18 protein-coding genes are annotated in these 22541 nt (G+C 59.8%); 5 read left to right on the forward strand and 13 right to left on the reverse strand.

Going from position 1 to position 22541, the window contains the following annotated elements; all coding sequences use genetic code 11:
* Window positions 1–50 precede the first annotated feature (50 nt).
* Genes NF676_RS01580 through NF676_RS01590 form a run of 3 tightly spaced genes read left to right on the forward strand, consistent with a single transcriptional unit; the run spans window position 51 to window position 5265 of the window.
* Window positions 51–1154 (forward strand): efflux RND transporter periplasmic adaptor subunit, encoded by a 1104-nt coding sequence (locus NF676_RS01580; protein WP_150637886.1) that lies wholly within the window; start codon window positions 51–53, stop codon window positions 1152–1154.
* Window positions 1151–2215 (forward strand): efflux RND transporter periplasmic adaptor subunit, encoded by a 1065-nt coding sequence (locus NF676_RS01585; RefSeq protein WP_041477460.1) that lies wholly within the window; start codon window positions 1151–1153, stop codon window positions 2213–2215. Before NF676_RS01580 ends, NF676_RS01585 begins: the two co-directional genes overlap by 4 nt.
* Window positions 2212–5265 (forward strand): efflux RND transporter permease subunit, encoded by a 3054-nt coding sequence (locus tag NF676_RS01590; RefSeq protein ID WP_056787048.1) that lies wholly within the window; start codon window positions 2212–2214, stop codon window positions 5263–5265. Before NF676_RS01585 ends, NF676_RS01590 begins: the two co-directional genes overlap by 4 nt.
* Window positions 5266–5355: 90 nt before the next feature.
* Here the strand turns inward: NF676_RS01590 and NF676_RS01595 are convergent, their stop codons facing one another.
* Together NF676_RS01595 and NF676_RS01600 are read right to left on the reverse strand one after the other, a co-directional pair.
* Window positions 5356–5985, reverse strand: a complete 630-nt coding sequence (locus NF676_RS01595; protein WP_056787053.1) for a class I SAM-dependent methyltransferase — start codon at window positions 5983–5985, stop codon at window positions 5356–5358.
* A gap of 105 nt (window positions 5986–6090) precedes the next feature.
* The gene (locus NF676_RS01600; protein ID WP_041477463.1) at window positions 6091–6447 is read right to left on the reverse strand and encodes a DUF6124 family protein; all 357 of its coding nucleotides are present in this window, start codon (window positions 6445–6447) and stop codon (window positions 6091–6093) included.
* Between the two features lie 457 nt (window positions 6448–6904).
* On the opposite strand from NF676_RS01600, the gene NF676_RS01605 reads away from it, so the two are divergent.
* Complete coding sequence (locus NF676_RS01605; RefSeq protein ID WP_252887118.1) at window positions 6905–9712, forward strand: RHS repeat domain-containing protein; 2808 nt, start codon at window positions 6905–6907, stop codon at window positions 9710–9712.
* A 77-nt stretch (window positions 9713–9789) separates the two neighbouring features.
* On the opposite strand, the gene NF676_RS01610 is transcribed toward NF676_RS01605, so the two are convergent.
* The 11 genes from NF676_RS01610 to NF676_RS01660 form a co-directional block, all read right to left on the reverse strand.
* A complete protein-coding gene (locus tag NF676_RS01610; RefSeq protein ID WP_016772208.1) occupies window positions 9790–10434 on the reverse strand; it encodes a methionine ABC transporter permease in 645 nt (214 codons plus the stop codon).
* Window positions 10424–11545, reverse strand: a complete 1122-nt coding sequence (locus tag NF676_RS01615) for a methionine ABC transporter ATP-binding protein (protein WP_252879230.1) — start codon at window positions 11543–11545, stop codon at window positions 10424–10426. Before NF676_RS01615 ends, NF676_RS01610 begins: the two co-directional genes overlap by 11 nt.
* Before the next feature lie 2 nt (window positions 11546–11547).
* Window positions 11548–12357: a MetQ/NlpA family ABC transporter substrate-binding protein gene (locus tag NF676_RS01620; protein ID WP_252887119.1), complete on the reverse strand. Its 810-nt coding sequence runs from the start codon at window positions 12355–12357 to the stop codon at window positions 11548–11550.
* An 85-nt stretch (window positions 12358–12442) separates the two neighbouring features.
* Window positions 12443–13834, reverse strand: a complete 1392-nt coding sequence (locus NF676_RS01625; protein ID WP_252887120.1) for an LLM class flavin-dependent oxidoreductase — start codon at window positions 13832–13834, stop codon at window positions 12443–12445.
* Window positions 13834–15027: an SfnB family sulfur acquisition oxidoreductase gene (locus NF676_RS01630; protein WP_252868605.1), complete on the reverse strand. Its 1194-nt coding sequence runs from the start codon at window positions 15025–15027 to the stop codon at window positions 13834–13836. The genes NF676_RS01625 and NF676_RS01630 overlap by 1 nt, the downstream gene beginning before the upstream one ends.
* 27 nt (window positions 15028–15054) lie before the next feature.
* Entirely contained in the window at window positions 15055–16296 is a 1242-nt protein-coding gene (locus NF676_RS01635; protein ID WP_252887121.1) for an SfnB family sulfur acquisition oxidoreductase, read from the reverse strand.
* Between the two features lie 263 nt (window positions 16297–16559).
* Window positions 16560–17324 (reverse strand): hypothetical protein, encoded by a 765-nt coding sequence (locus NF676_RS01640; RefSeq protein ID WP_252887122.1) that lies wholly within the window; start codon window positions 17322–17324, stop codon window positions 16560–16562.
* A gap of 462 nt (window positions 17325–17786) precedes the next feature.
* The gene (gene tcyN / locus NF676_RS01645; protein WP_076565047.1) at window positions 17787–18536 is read right to left on the reverse strand and encodes an L-cystine ABC transporter ATP-binding protein TcyN; all 750 of its coding nucleotides are present in this window, start codon (window positions 18534–18536) and stop codon (window positions 17787–17789) included.
* 4 nt (window positions 18537–18540) lie between these two features.
* A complete protein-coding gene (gene tcyL / locus NF676_RS01650) occupies window positions 18541–19206 on the reverse strand; it encodes a cystine ABC transporter permease (RefSeq protein ID WP_016772200.1) in 666 nt (221 codons plus the stop codon).
* Window positions 19206–20006, reverse strand: a complete 801-nt coding sequence (gene tcyJ / locus NF676_RS01655) for a cystine ABC transporter substrate-binding protein (RefSeq protein WP_016772199.1) — start codon at window positions 20004–20006, stop codon at window positions 19206–19208. The genes tcyL and tcyJ overlap by 1 nt, the downstream gene beginning before the upstream one ends.
* A gap of 282 nt (window positions 20007–20288) precedes the next feature.
* Window positions 20289–21281: a D-cysteine desulfhydrase gene (locus NF676_RS01660; RefSeq protein WP_252887123.1), complete on the reverse strand. Its 993-nt coding sequence runs from the start codon at window positions 21279–21281 to the stop codon at window positions 20289–20291.
* Window positions 21282–21471: 190 nt separating this feature from the next.
* Between NF676_RS01660 and epsC the strand changes: the two genes are divergently transcribed.
* Window positions 21472–22398, forward strand: a complete 927-nt coding sequence (epsC, locus tag NF676_RS01665; RefSeq protein WP_024011175.1) for a serine O-acetyltransferase EpsC — start codon at window positions 21472–21474, stop codon at window positions 22396–22398.
* Window positions 22399–22541: the final 143 nt, after the last annotated feature.

Here is a 22541-nt window from a genome sequence, read left to right on the forward strand (position 1 = left end):
CTCTGAAGTCGTATCGTCTCGACAGCAGCATTTAAGGCCAAGGAGTGTGCATGGCGGGTCCCGGATTGAAAGTGCTGATGGCCGTGAGCGCCATGGCGTTGCTCACCGCTTGCGGCGACAAGAAGCCTGCTGAGGAATACTTGCCACGGGTCTTTGTGCAAGAGGTCGAACCGGCCAACTACGCCGCAGCGGTGACCCTCACCGGTGATGTGCAGGCGCGGGTGCAGACCCAGCTGTCATTCCGCGTCGGCGGCAAGATCATCCAGCGCATGGTCGATGTCGGCGACCGCGTCACGGCCAAACAGGTGCTGGCCAAACTCGATCCGAAGGATCTGCAGACCAACGTCGATTCCGCTCAGGCCCAGGTCGTCGCCGAACAGGCCCGCGTTAAGCAAACGGCGGCCGCTTTCGTGCGTCAGCAAAAACTCCTGCCCAAGGGCTACACCAGCCAGAGCGAATACGATTCGGCACAAGCCGCGCTGCGCAGCAGTCAGAGCGCATTGAGCGCGGCGCAGGCGCAACTGGCGAACGCCAAGGACCAGCTCAGCTACACCGCGCTGATCGCCGATGCACCCGGGGTGATCACCGAGCGCCAGGCCGAAGTCGGCCAGGTGGTGCAGGCCACCGCGCCGATTTTCAGCCTCGCCCGCGATGGCGACCGCGACGCGGTATTCAATGTCTACGAATCGCTGCTGGCCGAGCGTCCGTCCGATCGTTCGATCGTGGTCAGCCTGCTCGACGATCCCGCGATCAAGACCACCGGCACCGTGCGTGAGATCACGCCATCGGTGTCTGCGCAATCGGGCACCGTGCAGGTCAAGGTCAGCCTCGACAAACTGCCGCCGGGCATGCAGCTCGGTTCGGTGGTCAGTGCCACCGCCAAGGGCACCGGCAAATCGGCGGTGGAACTGCCTTGGTCAGCGCTGACAAAAAACGTCAGCGACCCGGCGGTATGGCTGGTCGATGACAAGGGTGAAGCGCAGTTGCACACGGTCACGGTCGGTCGCTACCTGACCGGCAAAGTGATCATCAGCGAAGGTCTCAAGGGCGGCGAGAAAGTCATTGTCGCCGGCGGTCAGTTGCTGCACCCCGGCATGAAAGTCGAGATTGCCGAAAACACCTACAAGGATCTGCAACCGGGAGCGCAGCCATGAAGCGCCTCGGCCTGTTGTGCATGGCGTTGCTGCTGGGCGCCTGCTCGGAAAAGGAAACCCCGCCGGAGCCGGTACGCCCGGTGCTGTCGGTCACGGTCAAAGCGCTCAACGAAGAAAGCCTCGGACGCTTTGCCGGGAGCATTCAGGCGCGTTACGAGAGCAACACCGGTTTCCGCGTCGGTGGACGCATCGCCAGCCGCAACGTCGATGTCGGCGCCGAGGTGCAGAAGGGCACCTTGCTCGCCACCCTCGATCCGTCCGACCAGCAGAACCAGTTGCGCTCGGCCCAGGGCGATCTGGCGAGAATCCAGGCGCAACTGATCAACGCCCAGGCCAATGCACGTCGTCAGCAAGCGCTGTTTGATCGCGGCGTCGGTGCGCAGGCGCAACTGGACGTCGCCAATACCGATCTGAAAACCACTCAGGCCTCGCTCGATCAGGCCCGCGCGGCGGTCAGCCAGAGCAAGGATCAACTGAGCTACACCGAGCTGCGCTCCGATCACAAAGCCGTGGTCACCGCGTGGAACGCCGAAGCCGGGCAAGTAGTAACTGCCGGCCAACAGGTGGTGACGCTGGCGCAACCTGACATCAAGGAAGCGGTGATCGATCTGCCCGATACGCTGGTCGATCAGTTGCCCAGCGACGTGGTGTTCTCGGTGGCCGCGCAACTCGACCCGAGCATCAACACCACGGCGATCATCCGCGAGATCGAACCCCAGGCGCAAAGCGCCACGCGCACCCGCCGCGCGCGCCTGACCCTGTCGGATACGCCGGACGGTTTCCGCCTCGGCACCGCGATCAGCGTGACCCTCAGCTCGGCGATCAAGCCGCGCATCGAACTGCCGGTGACGGCGTTGCAGGAAGCCGACGGTAAAACCCGGATCTGGGTCATCGACACGCAGAACAAAACCGTCAACCCGCGCGACGTCAGCGTGGTCAGCCGTGGCGACAACAGCGTGGTGCTGGCCGGTGGCGTGCAAAACGGCGAGCGCGTGGTCAGCGCCGGCGTCAACAGTCTCAAACCCGGACAATCGGTAAAACTTGACGAGGACAGTCAATGAAAGGCTCTTTCAACCTCTCCGAATGGGCCTTGAAGCACCAGTCATTCGTCTGGTACCTGATGTTCGTCGGGCTGCTGATGGGGGTGTTCTCCTACTTCAATCTCGGCCGCGAAGAAGACCCGTCATTCACCATCAAGACCATGGTGATCCAGACCAAATGGCCGGGCGCGACCCAGGAAGAAACCCTCAAGCAGGTCACCGACCGCATCGAGAAAAAACTCGAAGAGCTCGATTCCCTCGACTACGTGAAAAGCTATACCCGCCCCGGCGAATCGACGGTGTACGTGTACCTGCGCGACACCACCAGCGCTGAGGACATTCCGCAAATCTGGTACCAGGTGCGCAAGAAGATCGACGACATTCGCGGCCAGTTTCCCCAGGGTATTCAGGGGCCGGGGTTCAACGATGAGTTCGGTGACGTGTACGGCTCGGTCTACGCCTTCACCGCCGACGGCCTGACCATGCGCCAGTTGCGCGATTACGTGGAACAGGCGCGCGCAGAAATCCGCAACGTGCCGGGGCTGGGCAAAATCGAAATGGTCGGCCAGCAGGACGAAACGATTTACCTGAACTTCTCCACGCGCAAACTTGCCGCGTTAGGTATCGACCAGCGCCAGGTGGTGCAGAGCCTGCAATCGCAGAACGCAGTGACTCCGGCCGGGGTGATCGAGGCGGGGCCTGAGCGGATTTCCGTGCGCACCTCGGGCCAGTTCGAGTCGGAGAAAGATCTGGCCGAGGTCAATCTCAAGCTCAACGATCGCTTCTATCGTCTGGCCGACATCGCCGAGATCAGCCGTGGCTACGTCGACCCGGCGACACCGGAATTCCGCTTCGACGGCAAACCGGCGATCGGCCTGGCGATTGCCATGCAGAAGGGCGGCAACGTTCAGGAGTTCGGTAAAGCGCTGCATGAGCGCATCGACCAGCTCACCGCAGATTTGCCGGTCGGCGTCGGCGTGCACACCGTTTCCGATCAGGCGGTGGTGGTGGAAGAGGCCGTCGGCGGTTTCACCAGCGCACTGTTCGAAGCGGTCATCATCGTGCTGGTGGTGAGTTTCATCAGCCTCGGCGTGCGCGCCGGTCTGGTGGTGGCCTGCTCGATTCCGCTGGTGCTGGCGATGGTGTTTGTGTTCATGGAATACAGCGGCATCACCATGCAGCGGATTTCCCTCGGCGCGCTGATCATTGCCCTCGGTCTGCTGGTGGACGACGCGATGATCACCGTGGAAATGATGGTCACGCGCCTGGAAATGGGCGAGAGCAAGGAGCAGGCGGCGACGTTCGCCTACACCTCGACGGCATTCCCGATGCTCACCGGTACGCTGGTGACCGTCGCCGGTTTTGTGCCCATCGGCCTCAACGCCAGTTCGGCGGGTGAATATACGTTCACGCTGTTCGCGGTGATTGCCGTGGCGATGATCGTCTCGTGGGTGGTCGCGGTGTTCTTCGCACCAGTGATCGGCGTGCACATCCTCAGCGACAAGGTGAAGGCCCACGATGCCGAGCCGGGTCGCGTCGGCCGGGCGTTCAACGGTGGTCTGTTGTGGGCCATGCGCAATCGCTGGTGGGCGATCGGCGTCACCGTGCTGCTGTTCGTGCTGGCGGTGTTCTGCATGCGTTTCGTGCAGAACCAGTTCTTCCCCGCTTCCGACCGCCCGGAAATTCTGGTCGACCTGAACCTGCCGCAAAACGCCTCGATCGACGAAACCCGCAAGGCGGTGGACAAGCTCGAAGCGACGCTCAAGGGCGACCCGGACATCGTGCGCTGGAGCACTTACATCGGTCAGGGGGCGATCCGTTTCTACCTGCCGCTGGACCAACAGTTGCAGAACCCGTACTACGCGCAACTGGTGATCGTCAGCAAGGATTTCGAAGCCCGCGAGGCACTCAGCCAGCGCTTGCGTGAGCGCCTGCACAAAGACTTCGTCGGCATCGGCAGCTACGTGCAGGCTCTGGAAATGGGCCCGCCGGTGGGGCGTCCGATTCAGTATCGAGTCAGCGGCAAAGACGTCGATCAGGTGCGCAAACACGCCATCGATCTGGCCACCGAACTGGACAAGAACCCGCACATCGGCGAGATCATTTACGACTGGAACGAGCCCGGCAAAGTCCTGCGCATCGACATCGCCCAGGACAAGGCGCGGCAACTGGGACTGTCGTCAGAAGATGTGGCCAACCTGATGAACAGCATTGTCAGCGGCTCACCGTTGACCCAGGTCGATGACGATATCTACCTGATCAACGTGGTCGGTCGCGCCGTGGATTCCGAGCGCGGTACCCCGGAAACCCTGCAGAACCTGCAGATCGTCACGCCGAGCGGCACCTCGATTCCGCTGCTGGCGTTCGCCACCGTGCGCTATGAACTGGAGCAGCCGCTGGTCTGGCGTCGCGACCGCTTGCCGACCATTACCATCAAGGCCTCGGTGCGCGACGAGATTCAGCCGACCGATCTGGTGAAACTGCTCAAGCCGTCGATCGATGCTTTTGCCTCGAAACTGCCGGTCGGCTACAAGGTCGCCACCGGCGGCACGGTCGAGGAAAGCGGCAAGGCCCAAGGGCCGATTGCCAAGGTGTTGCCGCTGATGCTGTTCCTCATGGCGACGTTCCTGATGATTCAGTTGCACAGCGTGCAGAAGATGTTCCTGGTCGCCAGTGTGGCGCCGCTGGGGTTGATAGGCGTGGTCCTGGCGCTGGTGCCGACCGGCACGCCGATGGGCTTCGTGGCGATCCTGGGGATTCTCGCGCTGATCGGCATCATCATCCGCAACTCGGTGATTCTGGTGACGCAGATCGATGAGTTCGAGCAGAAAGGCTATGCGCCGTGGGACGCGGTGGTCGAAGCCACCGAACACCGGCGCCGACCGATCCTGCTGACCGCAGCGGCAGCGAGCATGGGCATGATCCCGATCGCCCGCGAAGTTTTCTGGGGACCGATGGCCTACGCAATGATCGGCGGGATTGTCGTGGCGACGCTGCTGACGCTGCTGTTCCTGCCGGCGCTGTATGTGGCCTGGTACAAGATTCGCGAGCCTGAAAAAGAATCTTCCTGAAGCAAAAGCAAAAGATCGCAGCCTTCGGCAGCGCCTACAGGGAAACGCATTCCAACGTAGGAGCTGCCGAAGGCTGCGATCTTTTGATCTTCAATCAACTCGACGCCACACGCTCGCCAGCCACGGCTGCTGTTCGCGCGGCAAGCCCGCAGGCCGGTAATAATGCTCCAGCTCGACAAACCCCGCCGCCGTCAGCAACCCGCGCCAGGCCTCGAGATCGTGATACGAGCCGTAGCGCGGCCCGTTCCAGCCCTCTTGGTTGTCGCCACGCGGATTGGAACTGAACAGCACTCCACCCGGTTTCAAGGTGCCGTGCAGTTGCCGTAGCACTTGCGGCAACACCTGCAGCGGCACATGAAACAGCACGGCGTTGGCGAAAATGCCGTCGAAGCGCTCGGCCGGCAGATCAAGCTTGAGAAAGTCCTGCTGCCAGACTTCGCAACCGCTGTCTTCGCGGGCCATGCGCGCGAACTCCTGCGAGCCATCGAGGCCGATCGCGACGTGGCCCATGCGCGTGAAGGTTTGCAAATCCCGCCCCGGCCCGCAGCCGAAATCGAGAATCGTGAAAGGTGCTTCACCGTGAATGTGACGCAGCAAGGCCTCGATATTCTGGCTGACATCGTGGTCGCGAGTGCCTTCACGGAAATCCTCGGCCACCGAGTTGTAGTGACCAAGGGTGGTGGCGGTGATCTGTTCGAGGTCGCTGGGCGTTTGCTTCATGATCGATGCTGTATTGGCGGCGTGAGGGCGGACTATAAGCCTTTTCACCGGCAAAAAAACGCCGCCTGCGCTGGGGCCAGTGCAGGCGGCAATGGGTGCCAGGCTTCAGTGCTGCTTCGCTCCCAGACAATCGATCGAGCGGTCCATCATCGCCTTGGCCATTTCCAGCAGATGCCAGACCGAAAACACCATGGCCCGATCCGCGCCCCCGAGCTGGTCACCGCATTGATGGACGGTCACCGAGGCGCAGCGCAGCAGATCGGCAACATACAGTTGGGCGTCCTCCAGCGTCACATCTTCGCTGATGCTGTAAACGCGTTTCTGTCCCGCCAACGTGACCTGATTGCCGGCCAGATGCGAGTCGACGGCGCGGCACAGTGCAGAGCGATCCTTGAGCAAATCCTCGGTGAACCGCTTGCTTGAGGTAAGGCTGAGTGGCGGATCGGCAAGATTTTTTTCCATGGGTAAACTCCTGACTTCAAGTGGGAGCCAACCATTTCGCGACTAAACGAGCAGGACGGCGGCTGCACGCGGATCAGTCGCCGGCCGGACAACTGAATCCAGTCACCGCAAAACAGTGACGACCGGAGATTAGCTACAGGATATTTCGGGTACAAGCGGGCAAAATATTCTAGGAATCGTCCTGCAAACCCCCGTGGTTCGGGCTGGCGAAACGACAAAAGTGGTGTAGGAAGCATCTGATTTTTGCGAAGGGCGTTGCCTAAGATATCGCGATCACAAGGGCCTGATTGATGGCCACCTGCCGCCATCGACCTTAGCGCTTATTCAGTCCTCGCGCCAGCCTGTCTGAATGACCGCATGGGTGCGCAAACCTGAATGCAACTGGTAGTTCTTACAGTATCGGGATGGAGAAAACTGGTTCAGTCTCAGCGTATAGACATCAGGGACTCGCGTAGCCGTGAATACCCGCCATGACACCGCCACTCCGACCTTGTCGGTCATTGACCCGCGCGCACTGGTGGTTCGCAGCGTTGCCTATTGCCGACACCCGGATAAAGCCGACATCGAATCGCGCATCACCCGGCAGATCTTTGATGAGGCGGGGCGTCAGGTAGCGTCGTGGAATCCGCGTTTGTACGGCGTTGCGCCCAAGCCGAATCTGGCCACACTCTACGCATTGAGCGGTCAAGACTTACTCGCAGACAGCGTCGACGCCGGTTGGCAGGTGCGGCTGTTGAATGAAGCGGGCTCGATGTGTTCTGGCTGGGATGCCCGGGGCAGTCAGAGTCACCGCCAATACGATGATCTGCTGCGACCGCTAGCCCTCACCGAGCAGGCGCACGACGGGCAGCCTCGCGTGGTCGAGCGCTGGACCTATGCAAAAGCCACCGATGATCACGCACAGCACAACCAGTGCGGTCGACCAATCCGCCACGACGACCCGGCCGGCAATCGGCACTTCGATCACTACGGCCTCGGCGGTGCAGTGGTGGTGGAGTCGCGACGCTTTTTGATCGAGCTCGAGACGCCTGACTGGCCGCTCGAACCCGACCGGCGGGATGACTATCTCGAGGAAACAACCTACGTCACCCGGCAGACTTTCACTCCAACCAGCGAGTTGCAGCATCACACCGACGCGGTTGGAAACCTCAGAACGCAGCATTACAACATCGCCGGGCAAGCTTGCGCGACCTGGCTGTTGCAGGCCGGCGAGGGCAGGCAGCCGAAGTGCCTGGTCAGCGCGATTCGCTACAACGCGCAGGGTCAGATCGAAAGCGAAACGGCCGGCAACGGCGTCATCGCCCGCGCCGAATACAGCCGCGATGACGGCCGGTTGCTGAGACTGCTCGCCAGTGTCGGCACGCACCCTCCATTGCAGGATCTGAATTACGTCTACGATCCGGTGGGCAACATCATCAGCCTGGAAGACAAGACTCAAGCCGTGTCCTGGCTCAACAATCAGCGCATCGATCCGGTCAGTCGGTATCGCTACGACAGCCTTTATCAACTGGTCGAGGCCAGCGGCTGGGAAGTCAGCCAGCCCAGTCATGGCCCGGCCTTGCCGGAGCTGCTGCCAACGCCGCTCGATCCCAATCAACGGCGCAACTACACGCAGAAATTCGACTACGACGCAGCGGGCAACCGGATCACTCGCCACCACAGCGGTGCGCCGGGTTTTTCGATGTACACCTCCCATCGCAGCAACCGAAGCCTGGCGCAGCGCGACGATGGTTCCTTGCCCGGGGAAGCGGAGATAGCGCTGGGATTTGATGCGGCGGGTAATCAGCTTGAGCTGCAGCGCGGACAGGCCATGACGTGGAACGTGCGCAATGAGTTGAGCCGGGTTGTGTTGCTGAAACGTCCGAATGAAAGCGATGACTACGAATGTTATGGCTACGACGAGCCGGGGCATCGGTTGCGTAAAACGACTGTCAGCCAAGCGTCCGGTCAGACGCTGACGGTAGAAGTTCGTTATCTGCCGGGGCTCGAGATTCATCGCGAAGTCGATGGTGTCGAGCGACATGTCGTCAATGTCGACACCGGGCGCAATCGGGTACGACTGCTGCACTGGCCAAGCGGGGTGGAAGGCGACCAACTGCGTTACAGCCTCAGTGATCATCTTGGTTCCAGCACGCTGGAATTGGATGATGGTGCGGGGATTTTGACTCAGGAGCACTATTACCCGTTTGGTGGCACGGCGTGCTGGGCGGGTAAGAATTCATTGACGGTGAAAAACAAAACGATTCGCTACTCAGGCAAAGAGCGGGATGCGACCGGTCTTTACTATTATGGATATCGTTATTACGCGCCGTGGTTACAACGCTGGACAAGTCCCGATCCTGGCCGAGATATCGATGGAATCAATCTTTACGCAATGCTAGGAAATAGTCCGCTGATTTTCGTTGATGAACAGGGGACGATCAGAGGTTTGAGTAGCGTTTTGAGCGGCGAAAGTGACGCGGAACATGCGCGCAGGGCCCATTTCAAATTGCATTTGCTCCCCAGCATCATGGCTAGAAAGGACACGGATAAGAGTTCTGCCATTGGCAAAATTAAAAAGCTGGCGCGCATCCAGAGCGATGTGGCTGCGGATGAATTGCTGGAAGCCGCTGTTGATGTCATATCCAGGGCGAAACTGACTTTCAATATCAATCCGCAAAACATCCCTGATCTAGAAGGTGATGGCCTCATGAATATGTGGCATCAGGGGGTTAAACCGGGTTTTGCAACGGAGATCCGGGATGGTTTCGAAATGGGCATGTTTGACTATGCTCATTCCCCTTCCAGAATAATAAAAGAGTATGGCTCGCTAGATCATTCGAAATTCAATGGGGATTTCAGGCCTGTTTATGGGGCTTTGAAACTCTCTGCCGGTCTGGCCAGCGCGGGTGGCGCTTCAGCCTATGGGGCTGCTGCCTTCCATCTGAAAGATGAGTCACGTAAATATATGACGTTGACCGGAGTCGACAGCTTTGATCTGAAGCCTTCAATCAATAATCTGGCTTCATTTGGAAATCTGTATCCAGTGTTTCACCAAATGCAATCCAAAACGTGGCAAGTATTGACAAGGATTATGTCGGGTGTCGAAACGGGTCTGGCTTCGCCTGATGAGTATGTGGAGTGGCAATCTCATAACAGCGTGAAGTGGAAAGACATGACGAGTCTGATTTTTCAGACAAGAGAAAACATGGAAAACACGCTTGATCAGGGAAATACCCGGGCTTTTCTGAAAAAAAATTCGATTACTCCAGGTTATGTCGGGTGAACACTCACAGTAGCGCCACCAGTTCGCATCCGATGGTGGGCGCTGGCGTCCCAGCCATCGGAAGCAAAGAGTCTGCTTCACCGCTTGTTCAACCCCCGAGCCAACCGATCCCCACCCAACTGAATCACCGCCACCAACGCCACCAGCAAGACAATCACCGTCAACATGATCTGGCTGTCGAAGCGCTGATAACCGTAGCGGTAAGCGATATCCCCCAGCCCACCAGCACCAATTGCCCCAGCCATGGCCGACGAATTGATCATCGTCACCAGGGTGATGGTGAAACCGCCGACAATCCCCGGCAGCGCCTCGGGCAGCAGCACATGCCAGACGATATGCCAGCGCCGGCAACCCATGGCCTGCGCGGCTTCGATCAGACCATGATCGACCTCGCGCAGACTCACTTCGGCGATCCGCGCGAAGAAGGGCGTTGCGGCGATTGTCAGCGGTACCACAGCGGCCCACACGCCATAGGTGGTGCCGACGATCAGGCGGGTAAACGGAATCAGCGCAACCATCAGAATCAGGAACGGGATCGAGCGGAACAGATTGACGAAGGCGCCCAGCGCACGGTTCAACAGCGGCGCCTCATAGATCCCGCCCTTGTCACTGGTGACCAGAATCACCGCCATGGGAATCCCCGCCAGCAGCGCGATCAGCGACGACACGCCGACCATCAGGAAAGTGTCGATAAAACCCTGCAGCAAGCGATCAAACCACATAGCCCAATACCTCCACTCGTTGCGCCCATTGCCCGGCGCGTTCGCGCAATTGCCCGGCGCTGAACGCCGAGCCGCTGACGGCCAGCAACAGCTGCCCCAGTGCGTGACCCTGAATCCTTTCCACGCCGCCCTGAAGCAGCTTCACTTGGCCACCCAACGCCGCAAACAACGCGGCCAGATCCGGCTCATCAGCGGCACTGCCGGTGAACTGCAAACGCAACACCACCGCTGCATCAGAAGCCGTGGATTGCGCCTGCAAACGGCTTTGCAATTCTTCCGGCAAGGCGTGTTGCAGCGGCGCGAGCAAGGTCTGGCTGACCTCGTGCTGCGGATTGCCGAACACTTGCCACACCGGGCCTTGCTCGACCGCATGGCCATGCTCAAGCACGACGACGCGATCGCAGATGTCGCGGATCACTGCCATTTCGTGAGTGATCAGCACAATGGTCAGGCCGAGGCGTTTGTTGATCTCGCGCAACAGTCCGAGGATAGACTGAGTGGTCTCCGGATCGAGTGCCGATGTCGCTTCATCGCAGAGCAGAATGTCCGGGTCATGCACCAGCGCGCGGGCGATGCCGACACGCTGCTTCTGCCCGCCGGAGAGTTGTGCCGGGTAGGCCTTGTGCTTGCTTTGCAGGCCGACCAGTTCGAGCAGTTCGCGCACCTTGTTGTCGCGCTGTTCCTTCGGCACGCCGGCGACTTTCAGTGGCAACTCGACGTTCTGCCAGACGGTCTTGGCCGACATCAGATTGAAGTGCTGGAAGATCATGCCGATACGCCGGCGCAGAGCGACGAGACGGTCTTCATCGAACTCGCCGATATCGACCTGATCGATCAGCACGCGTCCTGAAGTCGGCTGTTCCAGGCGATTGATCGTGCGGATCAGCGACGACTTGCCGGCGCCGCTGCGGCCGATGATGCCGAACACTTCACCACGCTGAATCGCCAGGTCGATGCCCTGCAAGGCCGCGACCGGTCCTTGCCGGCCGTTGTAGGTTTTGCCCACGCCAATAAAGCGTACGTGGGCGCGATTCAACTCGGGGTGCAGCTCGGTTTTTTCAGCATTGTGTGGCTCTGGAAGCTCCAGTCGCCGTTGGATCGCTGCGGTCATGTTCAGCTTTCCCAGCCGGCCTGATAGAGCTTGCCGTGGGCCTTGTCCAGTGCCGCGCGAACGGCCGGCGAATGCTGATAGATGTCGACGAACTTGATCAGGCGCGGGTCGGTTTTGCTCTTCGGCTGGATGACGAACTGGATCACGTATTCCTTGTGATCGAGACCGTCGAACAGCAGTGCCGAGCCGGCATCGAAGGTCTTCGCCAAGCGGATATAGGCTGGATAACCCTGGACCAGATCGGCGTCGTCATACGCGCGCACCAGTTGCACGGCTTCGACCTGAAGGATCCTGATCTTCTTCGGATTGGCGACGATGTCGTCTTCGGTGGCTTTGTAGCCGACGCCCGGTTTCAGGCTGATCAACCCGGCCTTGGCGAGCAATTGCAAACCGCGTCCGCTGTTGATCGGGTCGTTGGCGATGGCGACGCTGGCGCCTTCGGGCAGCTCATCGAAGCTTTTGTATCGCTTCGAATACAGACCGACGTTGTTAATGATCCCAGGAGCGAATGGCACCAGATCGAAGCCGGACGCGGCTTTGGCGTTTTCCAGGAACGGAATGTGCTGGAAGTAATTCACATCGATGTCGCCAGCGGCGAGGCTGACGTTGGGCGCGATCCAGTCGGTGAATTCCACCAGCTCGACTTTCAGGCCTTGTTTGGAAGCTTCCTCGACGGCGGCTTCCAGCGGGATGGCAAAAGCGGCGGTGGTGCCGATTTTCAGCGGCGCATCCGCAGCGAATACCGCCGAGCTGAACAGGCCGAAGGCCAGAGCCAGTGCTTTGACTGGGTGGGTCAGGATTTTTTTGGTCATGGTGGTTTTTCCAGTCAGTGCATGAATTTTTGCTGTCGGGGAGGGCCTCTTCGCGAGCAGGCTCGCTCCCACAGGGGCACGCATTTCAAATGTGGGAGCGAGCCTGCTCGCGAAGCTTCTGATGCCTGTACGAAGATCCGCTGTGTTGCTCAGGCAATTGCGCCTCACCGTGAAACAACTTCTCGCGCAAGGTCCCGCTGTCATACGCAGTCTTGTACGAGCCGCGCCGCTGCAGCTCGGGAATCACCAGTTCGATGAAATCGACATAGCTTTCCGGGGTGACGATGCGGGTCAGGTTGAAGCCGTCCAGACCGGTCTCGGCGATCCACGATTCGAGTTCATCCGCCACCTGCTCGGGCGAGCCGACCACGGTGATGTAACGACCACCGAGGGCGTGCTGGTCGAGCAATTTGCGCCGGGTCCAGTCGTTGTTCTGCAGGTTTTTCGTCGCCGACTGAATCGCGTTGCTCTTCACGTACTGGATCGGTTCGTCGATTTCGTACTGGGCAAAGTCGATGCCGGTGGAGGCGGAAAAATGCGCCACGCCGGCCTCGGCACTGGCGTAACTCAGGTACTCGGCATGCTTGGCCCACGCCGCTTCTTCGGTGGCGCCGACGATCACATTGAGGCCCATGAACACCTTGATGTCTTGAGGATTGCGCCCGGCTTCGACCGCGCTGGCACGGACCTTGTCGACCTGCACTTTGGTCGATGGTTTGTTCTGGCCGCTGATGAATACGCACTCGGCATGACGCCCGGCGAAGAGCAAGCCGCGATCGGAGCTGCCGGCTTGGAACAATACCGGCGTGCGCTGCGGTGACGGCTCGCAGAGGTGATAACCCTCGACCTGATAGAACTCGCCCTTGTGCTCGACCTTGTGCACTTTTTCCGGATTGGCGTAGATACGCTCCTCGCGGTCGTTGAGCACCGCGCCGTTCTCCCAACTGCCTTCCCAGAGCTTGTACAACACCTGCAGATACTCTTCGGCCTGGTCGTAGCGGCGGTCATGTTCGACCTGTTCGCGCAGGCCCATGGCTTTGGCGGCGCTGTCCAGATAACCGGTGACGATGTTCCAGCCGACCCGGCCGCGACTTAAATGATCTAGCGTCGACATGCGTCGGGCGAACAGATATGGCGGCTCGTAAGTGAGATTGGCGGTCAGGCCGAAGCCGAGGTTTCTGGTGACGGCGGCCATCGCTGAAACCAGTAGCAGCGGATCGTTGACCGGCAACTGGATCGACTCTTTCAGCGTGACGTCCACCGAGTTCTGATAGACGTCGTAGACGCCGACTATGTCAGCGATGAACAAGCCATCGAACAATCCACGCTCAAGCAACTGCGCCAGTTCGGTCCAGTATTCAATCGTGTTGTAGCGGGTCGAAGTGTCGCGCGGATGCGTCCACAGGCCATGATTGATATGGCCGATGCAGTTCATGTTGAACGCGTTGAGCAGAATTTTCTTTTTCGCCGCGCTCATCAGATCGTCCCTCGCAGCGGAGGGTTTTCATCGTTGAGGTAATAATTGCCTACTGCGTGATACTTCCAGCGCACCGGGTCATGCAGCGTGTGTACGCGCGCGTTGCGCCAGTGGCGGTCGAGGCCGTGTTCACTCAGCGTCGCCTGGCTGCCGGCCAGTTCGAACAAGGTGCTGCCGGCGGCGAGGGAAATTTCCGTACTGATCGCCCGCGCTTCGGCAACTGCAATCGATGCGGCGGCGACGGTTTCGGCGTTGGTTTCGGCTTGCGCGGCATCGAGGATTTCGCCGGCACGTTCGAGCAAGGCTTCGGTGGCGTGCAACCGAATGCTCAAGTGGCCGAAGCTCTTCAATGTGAGTGGATCTTCGGTGGCCTTGTCGTTGCCGGAATCGATCCACGGACGGGTCTTGCTGCGCACGAAATGCAAGGCATCTTCGAAAGCGGCGCGGGCAATGCCGGTGTCGATGGCGGCGTGGAGAATCTGCGCCAGCGGGCCGACCGTGGTCGGGCGCTCGAAAGCGCTCTGAAACGGCAGCACATCTTCAGCCGCTACATACACATCTTCGAACACCACCGAGCCACTGCCAGTGGTGCGCTGGCCGAAGCCGCTCCAGTCGTCGATCACCGTCAGGCCCTTGCTCTCGCGCGGGACGAAGGCCAGTTGCTGTACGCCGTTTTCATCGACCACCGACGTCGGAATGCGCTGCGCGTAAATCGCCCCGGTCGAGTAGAACTTGCGACCGTTGATGCGATAACCAGCGCCGTCGCGTTCGAGGCTGGTGACGCGGTCGTGAGCGGTTTTGGTGCCCAGTTCTGCCAGCGCATTGCCGAAGCGTTGACCGGCGAGGACCTCGGCGTACAGACGTTGTTTCTGTTCATCGCTGCCATTCACGCGCAGCACTTCCAGTGCGTAGAAATGGTTCTGCGGAATTTGCCCGAGTGAACCGTCGGCCTGCGCAATCAGGGCGATGACTTTGGCCAGGGTGACGTTGGAAACACCTGCGCCGCCATATTCCTTCGGCACGCTGATGCCCCACAGGCCGGAGCGGGAAAACACTTCCAGTTCTGCCAATGGCAGGCGGCGTTCGCGGTCGCGCAGGGCGCTGTCGCGTTTGAAATCTTCGGCCAGGTCGCTGGCGACGATCAGGGCTTGCTCATCGCTGGTGATGAGCGCGACGTGATGGGAAAGCGTCATAGGGGGTTCTCCAGATGACTGGTCGTCTCAGATCCAGGAATGGCGAGCCGGCAAAGTGCCGTTCAGGCGATAGGCGCCGACTGCGTGATATTTCCAGCGCACCGGGTCGTGCAGGGTGTGCACGCGGGCGTTGCGCCAGTGGCGGTCGAGGTTGAATTCGGCGAGGGTCGCGCGGCTGCCGGCCAGTTCGAAGAGCTTTTCGCTGGCCAGCAGCGAGATCTCGGTGGTCAGTACTTTTGCTTCAGCCACGGCGATCGAAGCGCGAGCAGCGGACTCAGCAGTGAGTGGCGCCGCGTGAACCTGATCAAGCACTTGTCCGGCCTTGCGCAGCAGCGCTTCGGCGGCGTGCAGTTCGATTTTCAGTTTGCCGATATCGGCGATCACGTAGAGGTCATCGCTGGCGCGCTCGACCTTGGCGTCGATCCATGGCCGCGCGCGGCTTTTGACGAAGTCGATGGCGTCGTCGATAGCACCGCGTGCGATGCCGGCGTCGATGGCCGCTTGAATCAGCTGCGACACTGCCCCTTGGGTGTTCGGCTTTTCGTTGATCTTCCAGTTGTCGATGACCAGGCTCGACTCGACGCGCACGTTGTTCAGCAGGATCGTGCCGCTGGCGGTGGTGCGCTGGCCGAAACCCGACCAGTCATCGACGATGCGCAAACCTGGCGTGCCGCGACGGACGAAGGCCAGCACTTGCTTGCCGTCATCGTTGAGCGCTTTCACCGCGACCCAGTGGGCGAACAGGGCGCCGGTGGAATAGAACTTCTGGCCGTTGATCACGTAGTCGTCGCCATCTGCACTGATTCGCGCATTCAGTTCCAAGGTGTTTTTCGTGCCGCGTTCCGGGCCGGCATTGCCGATGCGCCAACCTTCCACAACACTCTGGAACAGCTGCTTTTTTTGCGCTTGGGTAGCGGTGCCGAGCACCAGATGGATGATGCCGAACTGGTTTTGCGGAATCTGTCCGAGCGCCGGGTCGGCGGCAGAAATGATCGCGAATACTTCAGCCAATGTGACGAAGGAAACCTGCGGGCCACCGTATTCGCGCGGGATGGCAATGCTGCCCAGACCGCTGCGGGTGAACTGTTCGATTTCCGACCATGGCAGCTTGCGCTGACGGTCGCGTTTGGCCGCCTGCACGCGGGCGGCCTGCGCCAGCTCGTGGGCGGCCTTGATGGCTTGAGCGTCGTTGCGCAGTACTTGCGCGGGCAACAACAGTGGGGCGATGTCCAGATCGGACTGCAGATTCGCATCTGCCAGACTGGACATCAGTGCCGCTCCCTGGCTGCACGCAATGCCCTGGCGATCTGCACTGGGGTGATTGTGTTCCGGACCATACCTACCTCACATCTCATGAAAAACGCCGCGAAGTGCGGCGATTGAAAGAATGTCCGGTGGTCCGGTGCATATACCCTAAGCGTGTATAAAAATTAAATAAACTAACTTTTAGGAATATGCATAGAAGGGTGGATGTTCGGCTTGGTTAACGAGGTTCAGGTGAGAGATAACTGACCTCCCACCTTGAGCAGGTCTCACTTGGTACGTGATTCAGCGGCCTTGAATTCGGGCTTTAACGGGACTTTCACGTACGGATTCACGCAACCGATTTTCAGTGTGCGCGGCGGTGCCCAGCGCGAGTTGTTACCGACCCGGTCGAGGATGCAGTAGGTCACGTCCAGCCGCAGGTCTTCGCCCGCTTCGACAATGACCGCCGGTGGCACCCAGACTTGAATCGGCAGCCCGACGTCGGCCGCAGTGAGCGCCGCCAGATCCATGCGCACATCACCCCAGCGCAATGTGATGGCGTCGTCTTCGGCCATGTTCAGATAAGGCTCGATAGTCAGCGGCACGCCGCGTTTGATCTGGCTGGGGTTGACGCCCTGGCGGCGAATCGCTTCGGGGATGATCACCGGTGCCAGTTGCTGGTTTTCATCTTCGCAGTGCGCAGCGGGCTGGCCACCCGGGCAATCGAGTTTGACCTGTATCCGCGTCGTTGCCGAAAGCGCGGCGCCCTGGCCGACCTGCATCACGCGGTAGTGAATGCGCGCGGTGCCGTTGGTGATGAAACTCTCCGGCACCCGCAGGCTGACCGACTCGCCCACATCGGCCGCGCTGAGGACTTTTGACGCGACATAGCATTTGTCCCAGAACAGTTCGATCAGATCGCCAACGTCCATGTCGCAGTAGGGCGGCACGTCGATGAGCAGGTGAGCTGCCGTTGCCAGGTTGATGCCGTTTTTTTGTGCGCATGCCAGCGTTGGCGCTGCAAGTTCGGGTGTGTGCGAAGTGCGGGTCATCGGTTTCTCTCCTTGAAGTCTTGCAGCGAAATCCGTTTCTGGAAAACAAAAAAGGCGCGAATCAACTGGCAATAAAAGCGACAAGTATTTGCTCGGTATTAGTGCGGGTTGTTTGAACTAAGGGGCGCCGGTTGCCGACTAGATAAAAGTCTGCGGAGAGGGGTGTCAATAGAGGGGATTAGTTAATGCGTAAATTACAAGTTAATCAGAAAGCTCCTACGTCATCGAGGCAATAAGCCTAGGCGTAAGCGCGAAATCAGCTACAGATAAACAGCGGTTTCGCGGCGTTTTGTGCGGGTTCGTTCACCGGCAAACGTGTGGAAATATGACGAATCGAGGATGTGCGTCATCGTTGCGCAATGTTTATCTGCGCACACAAGTAATAAATGTTTAGAAGAATGAAATGCCGGGGGAGGGATAACTTCCGTCCGTGGAAGTTGAGGGCTGTGGCAGAGAAAGTTCTCAGGCGTGATTCAGAAACTTGCTGAGAAACTGTTTGGTGCGTTCTTCTTTCGGGTTGGCAAACAGTGCCTTGGCTTCACCTTGTTCAACAATTACGCCCTTGTCGAAAAACACCACGCGATTGGCCACGTCACGGGCAAAACCCATTTCATGGGTGACAATCACCATGGTGCGATTTTCTTCGGCAAGACCGCGAATGGTCGCCAGCACTTCGCCGACCAGTTCCGGGTCGAGGGCGGAGGTCGGTTCGTCGAACAGAATGACTTCCGGCTCCATCGCCAGCGCCCGGGCAATTGCCACGCGCTGTTGCTGGCCACCGGAAAGCCGGCGCGGATACGCGTCCTCCTTGCCGGCAAGCCCCACTTTGGTCAGCAGCTTTTTACCCAGAGCAACTGCCTGGTCGCGCGGCATCTTCTTGACCACGATCGGGCCTTCGATGACGTTTTCCAAAGCGGTGCGATGGGGGAACAGGTTGAAGTTCTGGAACACGAAGCCGACGTGCTGGCGCAGGTTGCGCACCAGGCTTTGCTGCTGGTTCAGCGGGCGGCTGGTATCGATTTCGATATCGCCGACCTTGATCCGGCCGCTGGTGGGTTCTTCGAGGAAATTCAGGCAACGCAGGAACGTCGTTTTCCCCGAACCACTGGGACCGATGATCGCGACGACTTCGCCTTCCTTTACCTCAAGGTCGATGCCGTTGAGCACGACCTGTCCCTTGAATTGCTTGGTCAGTTTTTCCACGACAATCATCGCGTCAGGACTCCTGGTCGTGCCGATTGACCCGCTCTTCCAACTTGTTCTGCAAGTGCGAAAGCACCGTGGCCAGAATCCAGTAGATCAGCGCGGCGGCAAGATACATGGTGAAGACTTCAAAAGTCCGGGCGGTAATCAGCTGCGCCTGACGGAACAGCTCCGGCACCTGAATGGTCGCGGCCAGCGCCGTGTCCTTGACCAGCGAAATGAAGCTGTTGCCCAGCGGCGGCAATGCCGTGCGCATCGCTTGCGGCAGGATGGCCCGGCGCAGGGTCTGCGCGCGGGTCATGCCGATACTCGCAGCAGCCTCCCACTGACCGCGTTCGATCGAACCGATCGCGGCACGAAGGATTTCACAGGCGTAGGCGGCCATGTTCAGCGAGAAACCGATCAGCGCTGCTGGCAGCGGATCAAGCTCCATGCCCAGTTGCGGCAAGCCGTAATAGATCACGAACAGCTGCACCAGCAACGGCGTGCCGCGAAAGAACGACACGTAGATGCGGGCCAGCCAGCTGACCGATTTGAAGCGCGACAGGCGCATCAGCGCGAGGCCGAAGCCCAGCAGCAGACCGAAGAACATCCCGCCGAGGCTGAGGACTACCGTGTAGTACGCGCCCTTCAACAAAAAGGGCGCGGAATCCAGCGCGAGTTGGAAAGCCTCTTCCATTATTTAGTGACGTCTGCGTTGAAGTATTTCTTCGACAGTTTCTCAAGAGTGCCGTCAGCACGCAGTTCGTCGAGCGCCTTGTTCACCGCAGCGAGCAGTTCAGGCTCGCCTTTGCGCAGGGCGATACCGGATTCCTGACGCGAGAAGGCCTCGCCGGCAGCCACGGTTTTCGGGGCTTTCTTGGCGTATTCGAGGGCAGCCAGACGGTCGATCAGGATGGCATCGGTACGACCGTTGTTGAGGTCGGCGAACTTGGTCGGATCATCGTCGTAGGTGCGCACGTCAGCGCCCGGCACGTTGGCGCGGACCCACTGCTCGTAGTTGGTGCCCAGGCCGACACCGACTTTCTTGCCGGACAGGTCAGCGGCAGTCTTGATGTTCAGCGCCGACTCTTTGCTTTTCAGCACGAGGGCCTGGATGCCGGAGACGGTGTACGGTTCGGAGAAGTCATACTTCTTCTTGCGCTCGTCGGAGATGGTCACTTGGTTGACCACCAAGTCCAGACGCTTGGATTCGAGTGCGGCGAGGATGCCGTCCCATTTGGTCGGCTGAATCTTGGCCTTGACGCCGAGCTTTTGCGCCAGCGCTTCGGACAGCTCCACTTCAAAACCCGACAGCTTGCCGTTCTCGTCGACATAGCTGAACGGTGGGTAAGTGCCTTCCAGGCCGACGTTGAGAACGCCCTTGTCCTTGATCTGTTGCAACTGCTCACCGGCCACTGCCTGACCGATCAGGCCGGCGCTGAGCGCAAGACCCAGCGAACCGACCAGCAGAGTGCGACGTAGTGCGGAAAAATTCATGACAAGCCCCTGTGTTTTCTTATGGAAGACGCTTAAGGAATGTAGGCAAATTGGTGATTTGGACGACAGCGCTATCCTGCCTTAAAGCAGCTTAAGCGTCTCGCCTGAAATTCGCCTGCGGCGAGACTATAAGATGTCTGTTTTAGACTTGAAAATACTTAATACTAAAATTGTTATTCATTTCAGGAATATGCGTGACTGCTTGAAGATCGCAGCCTTCGGCAGCTGCTGCAGGTGATCTCATGTAGGAGCTGCAGAAGGCTGCGATCTCTTGATCTGCTCTTACAGAAAATCCTTGTAGGCAAACAACGCTGGCGCGCCCCCGGTGTGCAGGAAGATGACCGGGCCGTCATCGAATCGCTGCCGGCCAATCCCGTCTAACAGGCCGGCCATGGCCTTGCCGGTGTACACCGGGTCAAGCAACAGACCTTCCTGAGCCGCCAACAGTTTCACCGCCGCCAAAGTCCCGGCATTCGGTTCGCCATAACGTGGGCCGAAATATTCGTCCCACAGCTCGACCTTGAAGCTGGCCGGCAACTCGACGCCCAGCAGCTCAGCGGTGCATTCGGCCAAACCCTGAACCTTCGGGCGCTGATCTTCTTCACTGCGCGAAACGGTCACGCCAATCACCGGCAGTTGCGGCAGCGCCTCACTCAGCGCCAGTCCGAGGCCACTGTGAGTACCGGCACTGCCCGACGCCAGCAGCACCGCGGCGAAATCGAGGCCGCTGTCCTTGATCTGCTCGGCCAGCTCCAGCCCGGCGCGCACATAACCCAGAGCACCGAGCGCGTTGGAGCCGCCAATCGGCACCAGATACGGCTTCTTGCCGTTGCTGCGCAGGCGCACGGCGAGGGCGGCCAGTTGTTCGTCGGCATTGTCGAGGTTGTCGACCAGCTCGACTTTGGTGTCGAACAGATCCAGCAGCAAGCGGTTGCCGTTGCCGGTGTAATTTCCATCATCAGTGCCGAGCGGGTTTTCCAGCAGCGCCACACAACCGAGGCCGAGTTTCGCGGCCAGCGCGGCGGTCTGGCGCACGTGGTTCGATTGCAACGCACCGGCCGTGATCAGCGTGTCAGCACCTTGCGCGAGCGCGTCGGCGGCCAGGTATTCGAGTTTGCGCAGCTTGTTGCCGCCCATCGCCAGCGGCGTCAGGTCATCGCGCTTGATGTACACCTCGCGACCAAGCCAGGTGGACAGGCGTTCGAGTTTTTCCAGCGGAGTAGGGTGGCTCAGCAGTTCGAGACGGGGGAAGCGTTGCAGCTGTTGTTTGATCATGGGTCCGTACTGGCGCAGAAGAATGAAAGGACTATAGGCACGCGTTTTTGCACGGGCAACCGCCAATCGCTTATAGCCAAATGGACTGAGGCCAGTACTATCGGTTCTTAATTCGTCGGCAAAGCCATGCCGTAAAGTAGGCGCCGATGACGCGGCCAGACAGTCCGGCCGCCCGTGAGGAGTCTTTACCGTGAGCGAGCGTTCCAGCCATTGGCAATTGCAGACCATCGTCAGCCAGCTGCGCAGCGCGCGGGATCAGTGGCGCGCACAGAATGGTCGGGCTTCAGGAGAGCAGGGCGGCCGCGAATTGCCGTCGCGAGCGGCGATGGCGGAAATCCTCGAGGCGCTGTGTGGCGCGCTGTTCCCGATGCGTCTGGGGCCGGTCGATCTGCGTGAAGAAAGTGAAGACTTCTACGTCGGCCACACGCTTGATGTAGCGCTCAATGCATTGCTGGCGCAGACGCGCCTGGAGCTGCGTTACGTTGCCCGCCACAGCGCGCAGGACGACAGTGAAGTCGAGACCCGCGCCATTCAGATCGTGCAGGATTTTGCCCTCGCATTGCCGGGTTTGCGCACGCTGCTCGACACCGACGTGCTGGCGGCCTACCACGGCGACCCGGCGGCGCGCAGCGTTGATGAAGTGCTGCTGTGCTATCCGGGCATTCTTGCGGTGATTCACCATCGCCTGGCGCACCATTTATACCGTGCCGGACTGCCACTGCTGGCGCGGATCAGCGCGGAAATCGCGCACTCGGCGACGGGCATCGATATCCACCCGGGCGCGCAGATCGGCCGCAGTTTCTTTATCGATCACGGCACAGGCGTAGTGATTGGCGAAACCGCGATCATTGGCGAACGGGTGCGCATTTATCAGGCGGTGACTTTGGGTGCCAAGCGCTTTCCGGCGGATGAGGACGGCCAATTGCAGAAGGGCCACCCGCGCCATCCGATCGTTGAGGATGACGTTGTGATTTATGCCGGGGCGACGATTCTCGGACGGATCACCATCGGCAAGGGCTCGACCATTGGCGGCAACGTCTGGCTGACGCGCAGTGTGCCGGCGGGGGCGAATCTGACGCAGGCAAATCTGCAGCATGATGACGGGACGCAGAAGTAGGCCGTGGAATCCTTTTCCCCTCACCCCAGCCCTCTCCCGGAGGGGGAGGGGGCCGACCGAGGTGTTTTGCGTCATACATCGACCTGAAATACCGGGACGATTATGGATTCGGCACGGTTTCCTCAGGTTGGCGCACATTCTGA

This window comes from Pseudomonas siliginis (assembly GCF_024072275.1).
GTDB classification, from domain to species: Bacteria; Pseudomonadota; Gammaproteobacteria; order Pseudomonadales; family Pseudomonadaceae; genus Aquipseudomonas; species Aquipseudomonas siliginis.